This is a genomic window from Bacillus sp. BB51/4 (genome assembly GCF_008368845.1).
In the GTDB taxonomy this organism is placed as follows: Bacteria; Bacillota; Bacilli; order Bacillales; family Bacillaceae_G; genus Bacillus_A; species Bacillus_A wiedmannii.
Genome location: NZ_QOSC01000024.1, coordinates 60845 through 73074, shown reverse-complemented (window position 1 = coordinate 73074; position 12230 = coordinate 60845). Strand labels below are relative to the sequence as shown.

The window sequence follows — 12230 nt, the reverse complement described above, 5'->3', positions numbered from 1 at the left end:
AAAAGACTATTTTGTGTATAATAGAAAGATAGATAAATAGAAGGTGCAATCAGTTTATTAAAAATGATTGCACCTTTTTTAGGGGAAATAAAAATTATTTAAAGTATCCACGGATAATGCCTCTTACTCGATTTGCATGGAATTTACGTTTATCGTTAAATATATTTTGCATCATGCGGAATATAGCGGCAACGACTGCACGTACAAGGTAAGGAAATCCATAATGTAAACAGATAACTTTACCAAAACCACCAGCGTAAGAAATAGCTCTGTTTAATGATTGTTCATCTATAGTATCCTCTTTTACAGGATGGTACACGAAAAGATTTTTTCTAAATAAACCTATATAATTTTTTTTCATACCTCGTAGTACGAAATCAGTCTCTTCACCGGCACCATAAATTGTTCCAGATCCAACACCTAAATCTTCATTAAATGTGCCAACGTTTTGTACAAATTGTTTTGTAAAAAACAGAGCGAAAGAGGGGCCCATGAATCCATACTTATTATTTAGAATGATGTCTTTATCAGGCGCATGTATTAAAGATCCTGTTTTTTCAATGTTTGTAGTGTTTGTCGATATAAATTGAATATGTGCATTTGAGTTAAACGTTGCTACTATGCTCTCTAAGACATTCGTTTCGTAAATACAATCATCATCTGGAAAAGCAATAATATCGCCATTAGCAACTTGTAAGCCGATATTTCTTGCACGAGATAGGCCTTTAATAGGTGTATAAATATAGTTAATAGAAAAATTATTGGTATATTCCTCAAAGAGCTCAGAGATTGGAATGTCATTTTGATCTACTACAATAAGTTCGAAGTTTTTATAAGTTTGTTGTTTAAGTGACTTTAGTAGATCTAGAATATCATCACGTCTACCACAAGTGGCCATAATCAAAGAAAATTTCAATTTTAACAGCTCCTTTAAGAGGTTGCGTTTACACCTTTTTGAATCGTGCTTGTAGCTTTCCTAGTAGAGCTAATAGAATCTCATCTTTTGTTACAAATAAGATAAGAATGTATGTTAATCCGCATATTAATATTACTAGGGCGAATTGTATGATTTGTCCAGAGACTAATTTTTTTATAATAAACGCTATTGGTAAAAATGTTAGAGAATAAAATAGGTATTTAAGTTTTTGAATATCAAACAATGTATAATTCACTTTTAATTTCTTTTTTATATATATATATTCGAGAGTAATTAATCCAATGTTTGCAATGGTTGTTGTGAAAATTGCTGTTGTGGGAGTGAGTATATCGAAAAATATTAATGCGATATTGGATACTAAGTTGACGAATCCACAAATAAATAAAAAGCGCACCAAAATATTTTCTTTCTTTTTCACATAAATAATTTGATTCGATAAAATAGACTCAATACCTACTGTGATCATATAAAAAGCAAAAATAATTAAAGTATTACCAGCGGGAGCGAATTCCTTTCCACCATAAATAATGACGGCCGTATGGGCAATGAGCATTAGACCGATTGCCGCAGGAAATAAGGTAATGAAATATACTTTTGAAATTCTATTTAATAAAGATTCATATTCATTTTCAGCTGCATTTCCAGATAAATACGAAAGTCTTGGAATCGTGACTTGTACAACACTTAACATAAGTGTATTGATGATAGTCATAATTTGGAAAGCCATAACATAGAAAGCGACTTCTATTTTTCCTGCGTATGCGCCTAAGACAAGTCGATCTAATTGTGTGTACAAAATACTGGCATTTGAAAAAATAACGACTAATACTAAGGGTTTTAAATGTGGAATAATCGTTAAATTAGAAAAATCAAATTTGACTTGGCGTTTCACATATATAAAACTAATAAAATGATTTAAGAATGTTGAGAGCACTAATAAGCAGGCAAATGTTTTATAATCATTCACTCCATGAACTAGAGAGAAAAGAAGTCCAACATAGATAAGTCGAACAACAATTGTTTTTTTAGTAATGAAATCATAATTTTCATATGCTTCATTGTACCACTCCACATAAAATATATTTGAAATGAAATTGAAGCCGAAAATTAGAAGGACAGGGAATAAGTTTTCGTTACCGTATCCAATGTAACTAAAGAGTAAAAAGGATAGTAAAGCCAAAATACTAGTCGTAAAGTTAATTACATAAAGACTTGTAAATAACTTAGAAACTTTACTTTTATCATTTTTTATTAAACTAATTTCACGTAGTCCGTATTGATATACACCAAATACTGCGAATATGAAAAAATAATTAAAAATAGTTTCGGCGTAGTTAACAGTTCCTATTGACTTGGCTCCTAGCATTCGATACGCGTAAGGACCAACTAAGATTGGGAGTATAATATTAAATGTATTGAGCAGCATTTTATAAAAGATATTAGAAATAATTGATTTTTGCATGATTTCACCTTTTCATTAAAGTAATACGATTTAATCAAAATATCATTTGTATCGTATTAAGAACCCTTATTAGAGCTAATTATTTGACTCCATATAAAAATATATTTGAAGTGTGAATAATTTTAGTATAATGAAATACATTTTATATACAGTTTTGAAGGTATAGTTTTTTTATATGTGCAATAAATCATCACCTTCATTTGTTAATTACGAGTATAAGTGTACCTTACATAAACTTTGTAAATCAACTATTGCTTGTATAGAAATATATATAAAATAAGTTGTATAAAAAAGAAAATAAGAATGGATATGCGTAGTTAAGATAGATATATAGGTTAAGGGGTGACTATAAAAATCGTAGTGGATGTTTGAATTGTTTACAAAGCAATGAGCGAATATATATACTACATATTCGCTCAGAAGGAAATTGCTTTTTATACGCTCCAAGGTTTATTTAAAGTTAGTACTTCAGCCATTTCTTTACTTTTTAGACGTCCTTTTTTTCGATCTTCTGCACGTTCTAGACCAGTTTTGTGCAACCAATGTTCTTCTTCAGTTTCTGGCAGTACTTGCGGAACGGAAGAAGGTTTCCCATCTTTTAGAGCTACGAATGTAATAAAGCAAGTAGCAGCGATGCGACGTTCTCCTAATAATAAGCTTTCTGCGATAACCTTCACAAATACTTCCATAGATGATTTACCAGTATAACAAACAAACGCTTCGTAACAAACAGAATCAGCTTGTTGAATTGGTGTTAAAAAATTAACAGAATCAATAGATGCTGTAACGCAATGTTTTCGGCTATGTCTGGCAGCTGCAATAGAAGCAATACTATCAATTTCCGCTAATAATTTTCCACCGAATAAAGTTTGATGATTGTTCAAATCGTTTGGGAAAACACGTGTTGTTTTAATTGCTTTTGATTCTCTCATAAATTTCTTTTCCATATAATCAGCCCCTAGGTTACGTTTTCAATCAGAGTGACATGTTCTTTATGACATAAAAGGAGTGTTAGTTCCTATTGGATTTTACCAGATATTCAAATGAGTAAAAGTTATGGATAGAGAGGAAAGAATACTTCTGCAAGTATATTCATGCAACTGAAAGAAAATTTATTTTGTCTAAAGTGTAGTGTAAAAGAGGATTCGCTTACATTGCAAGTGAAAAGTGAAGAATACATATTTGTCATATAAATTCCCTATCAGCTGTGTGCCTATTCATGATAGAATCGTTGTGTTATGAATGGAAATAGAGGTGCAATGGACATATGAATCATATAAAAACAAATTTTTCATTTTTCTTCAGTAAAATAATGATCGGTGCGATGCTCGCATTTTTTGTTTATAGTTGTTGGTCAGCGTTTGAAGCAAGCAAGCAACTTTTGGGAGGAAGTAATACAAGTGTGACAATTGTATTGGCAATTTTCATTATCCTCATCTTGTTAGCGGCATCAATTTTACAATATCGTTTTACAGATAAACAATTTCTTATTTTTCTTATAAGTATATCTACAATTGTGAGACTTAGTGTGGTTCTATTTGTAGACGTTCCAGTAATCGGTGATATGAAAGCTATGTATGAGGCTGCAAAGCAGATTGCAATTGGTAATAATATAGAGAATGTAATGCAGTTACCTTTTATTATTTATGAATCGATTGTTATTCGTATATTTGGTGATACGGTATTTGTTTTACAGTTATTTAATGTTCTGTTCTGTACAGGAACCGCATTTTTCATTTATCGTATTGCAGCGATGATTTTTGGGAAAGAATGTGGTCGAATTGCGTCTGTGTTCTACGCTTTATATATTCCAAATATATTTATGAGTTCTTTATTAACGCAGGAATCACTCGCAATATTCCTATTTTATTTTGCTTGTTACATACTTCTACATAAAGGCTTAGAGCATCCTTATATGTGGGTGTTTTCGGCAATTTTATTTGCATTTAGCAATATGATTTTCCCAATGGGGTTATTCCTCCCTATTTTTATCGCTGTGTATGTGCTATTAATTGAATTCTTTCAATCAGCAACGAAAAAAAGAGTATTTTTAAAGATGATAGGGATACTTATTTTATTTTATAGTACTCATTTTGGTGTGAATTACGGAATTAAGACAATGGGAATGTCACAATATACGATTTCGAATGAGACGTATGTTCAATCGGTTTTAATCGGTAAAAATCAAAAAGAGGAAAAAATACCGGAAAATCAAACTGTAATAGAACATATTGATCAAAAGTTAAAAGAGATTGAGAGTGAAAGATTTAAACTGCTAAAACCAGTAATGAATCAGTTTTCAGATGAGGGGATAAATTCTATTCTATTTAAATATGAAAAACTTATATATGTAGTGGTAACGTTATTTATGACTGTAGCTTTATTATATTTTCTTATTAAGACACAACAAAACGAAGGATATGTGTTGTTCTTACTGTTAATTAGTGGATATGTGTTGTTAAGACTTTTCCAAGTACATATGGCATATTACAATATGATTGTACCGGCATTGTTTATTTTACACAGCTTTGGTGTCTATATGAGTTATGTATATTGTCAAAAAATATTTTTCAGAAAATAAAAAGAATCCATTTTGGATTCTTTTTTTGTAGATGGATGATTAGAGTTCATACAAAGGAGAGATGAAGAATCTCCACCCTTATATTTGTTTGCTTTATCGGTTTAGTTCTAGCTGCAAACTATCCGCTGTTAAGGCCATTTTTGAGGAGTCGTCTTGAATACTCTTCATTACCTGTGAAATAACTTCTAATTCATTTTCAATTTTTTTATTCTGGTCTTTAGAGTTAGACATATCTTTTACGATTTCTTGGAAATATTGATCTGTCGCATGCATACTATCTGTCCCTTCAGATACGAGAGAGCTAATTTGTTCTACGGAGGAAGAGACGTGGATAATTTGTTTATTAGTTTTTTCAACGAGCTTTGTAACGTTGTAGATAGATTCTTTCGTTTGCTCTGATAACTTTCGAATTTCTCCCGCTACGACTGAAAAACCTTTACCGAATTCACCAGCACGTGCAGATTCAATAGCAGCATTTAATGCTAGTAAATTTGTTTGCTCAGCGATTGATTTTACGATATCAATGATTTCGTTAATTTTATTAGAAATATCGAGAAGTTCACGAGTATCAGTAATGATAGTTTCCATATTTGTTTGAATGCTTTCCATACGTTTGTTTTGCAGATTTAATTGTTCCTTTCCTTTATTAGCCTTTTCTTCTGATGTTGTGGCTAATGATGTACCTGTTTTTGCAATTCCTACAATATTTTCTGATTTAGATGTTAACTGTTGAATAGAAGAACTTGTTTTTTCAGATACTGCTGCTAGTTCTGTTGCAATATGTGTAATCGTCATAGCTGTCAGTTCTTTTTCTTTTTCATGTTCTTTTTGAATTCTTTCATATTCGGATTCATAAGCCGCAATAACAAGTTCTTGTTCTAATGTAAATAATTTGTTTATTACATTTATAGAATAAGAAAAATCCTCTATTGTTGAAATTTTAGTTTGCAAAATCTTCATGACGGAACGGAATAATTCTTGATAGGCTGCAGTATACCATTTTCTATGTAAACCAATTTGTACATGTCTTCTTGCAATTTTAGCACGTTGTTCAATAAAATCTTCATACATATTACCGCTAAACAATTCTTTAATATGTGTTTTTAACGTTTGTTTTAATTTGGGAATAGAGCTGTAGCGTTCAATAACGGCAATTAAATTAGGTTGTTTTGTGATGTTGGTGTAGAATTTTTCAGTGATCCAATCTATTTCCTCATAAATAAACGGCTGTAATACTTTTACAATTTGTAAATCTTCCTTCGAAATATGTAGCATATCCATTTGAGTTTTTAGTTCAGAATTAGCAGGCACATTAAATATTATTTGTTGGCCTTTACTTAACTCAATTATACTGGTGTTTGTTTTAATTTTTTTAAAAACCCCAAGCATCATTCTTCCCCCTGTTTGTAAAGCGTTTTCAATTTTGTATTCTAATGTAATTATATATTGTTATATAAAATTACTCTACAGTATATGGAATTGTATATAAATTAAGAGAATTCTATGTAGAATTCTCTTAATGACCTTTATTAATTTTAGCATGTGTTTTAAAGAAAACAGGGAAATGTACATTATATATTACAGTGACGACACGAATAATGAATGTTACTAATAAACAAACATAGAAAGCTAATACGTGCGCGCCCATTGCATGTGTGATTAGGAAGCTAATTGCTCCTAAGATAGAAGCGATTGCGTAAATTTCTTTTCGGAATACGTAAGGGATATCTTGAGCGCAAATGTCACGCAAAATACCGCCTCCAATACCTGTAATGACTCCCATTGAAACTACTAAAAATGAGGCGTCAACGTGATGTGACATTGCTGCATTTGCACCAATAGCTGTAAAAACACCTAAGCCAACAGCATCAGAAAGCATAATAACGACTTGAAGTTTATTGATGCGTTCAAAAAACATACAAGTAAATAATGCTGATAATACGCTTACGAAAAAGTAAATGGGTTTTACAAATGCGACAGGAGGCAGGTTACCAATCATAATATCACGAATAATACCGCCGCCGAGCGCAGTAGCTACAGCTAAACAAAGGACACCGAATAAATCTAAATCTTTTTTTAAACCAACTAATGTACCAGAAATGGCAGCGGCGATAATGCCAAGAAACGTAAATATATCGATTAATAACATGGCTCTAATTCCTTCCTTATAAAGATGTTCCAGAGAAAAAATATACACTAAAGTTTTGGAAATAACAATGTATTTTCTTTACGTGTAAAAAAAAAGAATAAATTAGGAAAGAAAGCGTTTGAAAATACAAATTTATTACCTTTTCTATTATAAAAATTGGTATATAAATCGGATAGTTTAACAATAAGGTTATGCTATAATAAACATTTGAGATGGATAAAAAATGTTTATTTTATAGGTTGAAATTATGTAATAGTTATGGAGGCTTTAAATGTTAAAGGAAAACAGTATAAGTAGTAAATTTGAAAATTTCTTACTGATTTTTATAATGTTACAGCCAATTCTAGATTTACTCACGGCATTTTGTATAATGGTTTTAAAAATTGATACAACCATTGGAATTCTTACGCGTCTATTTGTCATGGGCCTAGGAGGAATATACATTGTATTCCAAGCTAGGAAAAGAGGGAATCTTAAGTACTTGCTGTATATAATTGGAATGGGTGCTTTTTTCACTATAGGACTAATTAATAATAAATTGGTTAAGGATCCTATCGTATTAGGGGAAGAGATTAAGTTTATAGCGAAATCTTTATATCCGTTTATCATGTTTACTTGCTATATTTTGGTCTTTAAATCACTTAAAGAAAATAGGCATTTTAAAATGCGAAACAATATTGCCTATGCAGCATTAATTATAAATATAGTAATGGTAGTTTCAGTTGTAACAGGAACAGATTATAACAGTTATGATTGGTTAAAGGTTGGTTCACGTGGATGGTTTTATGCAGGGAATGAATTAGGTTCAATTCTGGCGATTATTTGTCCAATAGTTGTTTTATATTCTATTGAAAAAACAACTAGTATGTCTAAAATATATTGCTGGATTCCTTCTATTTTGATTATTTTTTCATTGTTTGCTGTTGGTACAAAGGTTGGATTTGGAGCGATTTTTGCTACAATGATTATTGCGTTCATCATGTGTTTTATTCAGGCATTTATGCAACGTAAAGATACAAAGAAAAATGCATATGTATTAAATGGTATGATTGCAATGACTGTTTTTCTAGGGGTAATGGCATACACTCCTTTCTCACCATTTATGAAAAATATGGGGCTACATTTTCAAGTAATTGAGAAGCAACAAAATGAGAAGAAGGAAGAAAATGCGAAACAAGTAGAAGAATTGAAAGAACATAAACCTCACGTTATTGAGACGGAAAAAGAGAAAGAAATTGAAATTGAAAAAGAACAGAAAGAGGAAACACAGGCTATTATCTTTAGTGGCAGGGAATTATTTGAACAGCAGTATAAAGAGTACTATGAAAAAGCTCCTCTTTCTCAAAAAATATTAGGTATGGGTTATTCAGGTAATTATAAAGGTGAGCCCAAATTAATTGAACGAGATTTCCATGATTGGTTCTATTCATTTGGAATTGGTGGACTTGGGTTACTTTTACTACCTTTTGTATACTTTGGACTTAAAATTATTAGACTTGTATTGACTAAATTTAAACAATTATTCACTGTGAAATATGTATTAGTAATGACCGGAATAGGTTTAGCCCTAGGTATTTCATTTATAGCTGGTCATGTTTTAATGGCACCGGGTGTAAGTTTTTATTTAGCCCTTATTAGCGCATACCTACTTGTTGATTTGGAAATTGAATGATTAAAAAATAAAAGCTAGCACATGTTAGCTTTTATTTTTGTTATAGTAAGTAAAAATAAAAAAGTGTGGAGGAAATAGGGAATGAAAGTGTTACATATAAATGCTGGTGCAGAAGAGGGCGGAGGAAAAACACATATTATTTCACTTTTATCTCAGTTTCCGAAGAGAGAAGTGGAATTAATGGTATTTGAAGAAGGTGCGATTGCTAGAGAAGCGAGAGACCTTGGTATTCAAGTGCATGTTTTTACTCAATCATCTCGGTACGACCTATCCATTCTTTCAAGAATAAAATCATTTATTAATGAAAATCAATTTGACATTGTGCATACACATGGCGCACGAGCAAATTTCTATCTCTCCCTCTTGAAAAAAGGTATAAAAGCGAAATGGATAATGACTGTCCACAGTGATCCAACTTTGGATTTTATGAAGAGGGGATTAAAAGGATGGGTATTTACGAAGTTAAATTTACGTTCTTTCAGGAAGGTAGATTTGTTCTTTGCAATTACGGAGAACTTTAAGAGAAACATAATAAAACTAGGTGTACCAGAAGAGAAAATCTGTACGGTTTATAATGGAATTGAGTATGATAATACTCCGGCAAAACCGTATGATAAGAGTGAATTTGGCATCGATGAAGGAGTATTTACAGCCATTCAAGTAGCGCGTCTTCATCCTGTTAAAGGTCATGATATTTTATTTGAAGCGTTACAAAAAATTAAAATTCCAAATATAAAGGTGCTCTTGCTTGGTGATGGGCCCATAGAAGCAGAATTAAAAGAGATGGTAAAACAAAAGGGCTTAGAGGATAAGGTGATGTTTCTAGGTTTTCGTACAGATTCCAAAGAATTATATGCATCTGCACACATTAATTTGTTAACCTCTTATAGCGAAAGTTTCCCTCTCGTTTTATTAGAAGCGGCAAATCAACGCTTAACCTCTATTGCAACAAATGTAGGTGATATGAAAAAGTTAATAGTTGATGATACGTATGGCTGGATTGTACCAATTGGTGATGTAGACTCGTTAGCAAGCGCATTAGAAAATTCTTACGAAAAATGGTTGAATGGTGAATTAGAAGCGATGGGAAATCGTTTATATAATCATGCATCTACTCAGTTCTCCCTAAAAAATTTGTATGAAGATACTTATAATGCATATAAAAAACTTTTACTGAAATAGAGAGGATAGTTAATCATGGAAGTAAAAACGGTTGATATTCTAGGTGTTCCTTTTTCTACAATGACAATGGATGAAACGGTCCAATATTTGAAGGGGCAACTAGAATTGGAGCGAACGCATACTTTTCAGGTAGTAACAGCGAATCCTGAAATTGTTATGTGTGCAAAAAAGGATGAAAATTTCCATAAAACATTATTAAATACAGATTTAATTACACCTGATGGTATTGGAGTTGTAAAAGCAAGTGGTATGCTTGGTACACCTGTAAAAGAGCGTGTAGCAGGTTTTGATTTAATGTGTAATTTATTTGCGAAGCTATCACAAGAGAATAAACCGGTATCTGTTTTCTTACTTGGTGCAAAACCACATGTTGTACAAGCTGCAGCAGATCATTTAACGAAGACGTATTCAGCGGTATCTATTGTGGGTATACAAGATGGGTATTTTAAACAAGAGGACGAAGAAAATATCATTTCTCGTATTCAAGAAGCAAAACCAGATCTATTACTTGTTGCACTTGGTTTCCCAAGACAAGAGAACTTTATCCAAAACAATAAGCATCGTTTAGAAACGAAAATGGCTGTTGGAGTAGGTGGAAGTTTAGACGTATGGGCGGGAGAGGTAAAACGCGCACCAAAGTGGATTCAAGCGATTCATTTAGAGTGGTTTTACAGGTTATGTAGTAATCCAACACGCTGGCGTCGTCAGTTAGTATTAGCGGAATTTTTAAAAGAAGTAATGCGTTCAAAAAAGTAGCGAAATCTCGCTACTTTTTTATTTGGCCATTTTTAATAAAATGCAACTTTAATCAGTGAGGTTTTGTTCATCTCCTACTGATTGTTAGTCTTAACCAATCGGACATTTACTGGCAGTTGATCTTCAATCTAACTCTTTCGCTCCAGCTGAATTTTGAGGCGGGATAAGTATTTTATTTTTTGGGAATGATGAAGGAGAATTTTTTACACAAAAGTATTTTACTTATGCAATTCACACATGTAAAATGATGTGTAAAGACAGCTGTGTAAGGAGGACTTCTTGTGGGCAAGGTGAAGGAAATTTCGAAGAGAAAGCTACTTGGTATAGCAGGGCTTGGATGGCTATTTGATGCAATGGATGTTGGTATGCTTTCATTTGTAATGGTAGCACTGCAAAAAGATTGGGGATTAAGTACGCAAGAAATGGGCTGGATAGGCAGCATTAATTCGATTGGTATGGCAGTCGGAGCACTCGTTTTTGGAATACTATCAGATAAAATAGGGCGGAAATCAGTCTTTATTATTACATTATTACTATTTTCTATCGGTAGTGGTTTAACTGCTTTAACGACGACACTTGCGATGTTCCTTGTTTTACGATTTTTAATTGGTATGGGGCTTGGCGGAGAGCTTCCAGTTGCGTCTACATTAGTATCAGAGAGCGTTGAAGCGCATGAACGTGGCAAAATAGTTGTGCTATTAGAAAGCTTTTGGGCAGGTGGATGGCTAATTGCAGCCCTTATCTCGTATTTTGTTATTCCGAAATATGGTTGGGAAGTTGCAATGGTATTGAGCGCGGTTCCGGCATTATATGCTTTATATTTAAGATGGAATTTACCGGATTCTCCGAGATTTCAAAAGGCTGAAAAAAGACCATCTGTTATCGAAAATGTAAAGTCAGTTTGGTCTGGGGAATATCGTAAGGCAACAATTATGTTATGGATTCTATGGTTTTCTGTTGTCTTTTCGTACTATGGGATGTTCCTTTGGTTACCTAGTGTGATGGTATTAAAAGGATTTAGTTTAATAAAAAGTTTCCAGTACGTACTTATTATGACGTTAGCTCAATTGCCAGGATATTTCACGGCCGCTTGGTTTATTGAACGACTTGGTCGTAAGTTCGTTTTAGTTACGTATTTAATCGGTACAGCATGTAGTGCTTATTTGTTTGGAGTGGCGGAGTCATTAACGGTATTAATCGTAGCAGGCATGTTACTATCCTTCTTTAATTTAGGTGCTTGGGGTGCATTATACGCTTATACACCGGAACAGTATCCAACGGTTATTCGTGGTACAGGTGCAGGGATGGCGGCAGCATTCGGTCGTATTGGTGGTATTCTTGGGCCGCTATTAGTAGGATATTTAGTTGCTTCACAGGCTTCACTATCACTAATATTTACGATTTTCTGTGGATCAATTTTAATTGGCGTAGTTGCTGTAATTGTACTTGGGCAAGAAACGAAGCAACGAGAATTAGTATAAGGTGAAAGTT

The 12230-nt window shown here is 32.7% G+C and carries 10 protein-coding genes and 1 pseudogene; 5 read left to right on the top strand and 6 right to left on the bottom strand.

The genetic code is table 11. The features are described from left to right. Positions 1-94: 94 nt before the first annotated feature. The 3 genes from DN392_RS27225 to DN392_RS27215 all read right to left on the bottom strand — a co-directional run bounded on the left by DN392_RS27225 (position 95) and on the right by DN392_RS27215 (position 3346). On the bottom strand, positions 95-916 hold the full coding sequence (locus DN392_RS27225; RefSeq protein ID WP_000672699.1) for a glycosyltransferase family 2 protein: 822 nt from the start codon (positions 914-916) through the stop codon (positions 95-97). Positions 917-944: 28 nt separating this feature from the next. Next, positions 945-2399 (bottom strand): oligosaccharide flippase family protein, encoded by a 1455-nt coding sequence (locus DN392_RS27220; protein WP_048566741.1) that lies wholly within the window; start codon positions 2397-2399, stop codon positions 945-947. Positions 2400-2833: 434 nt separating this feature from the next. Then, complete coding sequence (locus DN392_RS27215) at positions 2834-3346, bottom strand: acyl-CoA thioesterase (protein ID WP_000412137.1); 513 nt, start codon at positions 3344-3346, stop codon at positions 2834-2836. 320 nt (positions 3347-3666) lie between these two features. On the opposite strand from DN392_RS27215, the gene DN392_RS27210 reads away from it, so the two are divergent. Continuing rightward, positions 3667-4980, top strand: coding sequence for an ArnT family glycosyltransferase (locus tag DN392_RS27210; RefSeq protein WP_048566740.1), 1314 nt, complete (start codon positions 3667-3669; stop codon positions 4978-4980). A gap of 93 nt (positions 4981-5073) precedes the next feature. Here the strand turns inward: DN392_RS27210 and DN392_RS31325 are convergent, their stop codons facing one another. The 3 genes and pseudogenes from DN392_RS31325 to DN392_RS27200 all read right to left on the bottom strand — a co-directional run bounded on the left by DN392_RS31325 (position 5074) and on the right by DN392_RS27200 (position 7129). Further along, positions 5074-5880: a methyl-accepting chemotaxis protein gene (locus DN392_RS31325; protein WP_370512820.1), complete on the bottom strand. Its 807-nt coding sequence runs from the start codon at positions 5878-5880 to the stop codon at positions 5074-5076. Beyond that, positions 5878-6255 (bottom strand): annotated as a pseudogene (locus DN392_RS31320) (protoglobin family protein); the annotation flags it as partial. The gene DN392_RS31325 and the pseudogene DN392_RS31320, both read right to left, overlap by 3 nt. A gap of 241 nt (positions 6256-6496) precedes the next feature. Continuing rightward, a complete protein-coding gene (locus DN392_RS27200; RefSeq protein WP_000924369.1) occupies positions 6497-7129 on the bottom strand; it encodes a trimeric intracellular cation channel family protein in 633 nt (210 codons plus the stop codon). Positions 7130-7400: 271 nt separating this feature from the next. Between DN392_RS27200 and DN392_RS27195 the strand changes: the two genes are divergently transcribed. From DN392_RS27195 to DN392_RS27175, 4 genes are all read left to right on the top strand, one after another. After that, positions 7401-8801 (top strand): O-antigen ligase family protein, encoded by a 1401-nt coding sequence (locus DN392_RS27195; protein WP_000910731.1) that lies wholly within the window; start codon positions 7401-7403, stop codon positions 8799-8801. An 81-nt stretch (positions 8802-8882) separates the two neighbouring features. Next, positions 8883-9983, top strand: coding sequence for a glycosyltransferase family 4 protein (locus DN392_RS27190; RefSeq protein WP_088321552.1), 1101 nt, complete (start codon positions 8883-8885; stop codon positions 9981-9983). A 15-nt stretch (positions 9984-9998) separates the two neighbouring features. Beyond that, positions 9999-10739: a WecB/TagA/CpsF family glycosyltransferase gene (locus DN392_RS27185; protein WP_088091870.1), complete on the top strand. Its 741-nt coding sequence runs from the start codon at positions 9999-10001 to the stop codon at positions 10737-10739. Positions 10740-11020: 281 nt separating this feature from the next. Next, positions 11021-12220: an MFS transporter gene (locus DN392_RS27175; protein ID WP_000521099.1), complete on the top strand. Its 1200-nt coding sequence runs from the start codon at positions 11021-11023 to the stop codon at positions 12218-12220. Positions 12221-12230 lie beyond the last annotated feature (10 nt).

What these genes read in the sequence shown, in the direction of transcription:
- DN392_RS27220 (WP_048566741.1), bottom strand. Translation starts at nt 2,399, where the DNA reads ATGCAAAAATCAATTATTTCTAATATCTTTTATAAAATGCTGCTCAAT.
- DN392_RS27215 (WP_000412137.1), bottom strand. Translation starts at nt 3,346, where the DNA reads ATGGAAAAGAAATTTATGAGAGAATCAAAAGCAATTAAAACAACACGT.
- DN392_RS27210 (WP_048566740.1), top strand. Translation starts at nt 3,667, where the DNA reads ATGAATCATATAAAAACAAATTTTTCATTTTTCTTCAGTAAAATAATG.
- DN392_RS27200 (WP_000924369.1), bottom strand. Translation starts at nt 7,129, where the DNA reads ATGTTATTAATCGATATATTTACGTTTCTTGGCATTATCGCCGCTGCC.
- DN392_RS27195 (WP_000910731.1), top strand. Translation starts at nt 7,401, where the DNA reads ATGTTAAAGGAAAACAGTATAAGTAGTAAATTTGAAAATTTCTTACTG.
- DN392_RS27190 (WP_088321552.1), top strand. Translation starts at nt 8,883, where the DNA reads ATGAAAGTGTTACATATAAATGCTGGTGCAGAAGAGGGCGGAGGAAAA.
- DN392_RS27185 (WP_088091870.1), top strand. Translation starts at nt 9,999, where the DNA reads ATGGAAGTAAAAACGGTTGATATTCTAGGTGTTCCTTTTTCTACAATG.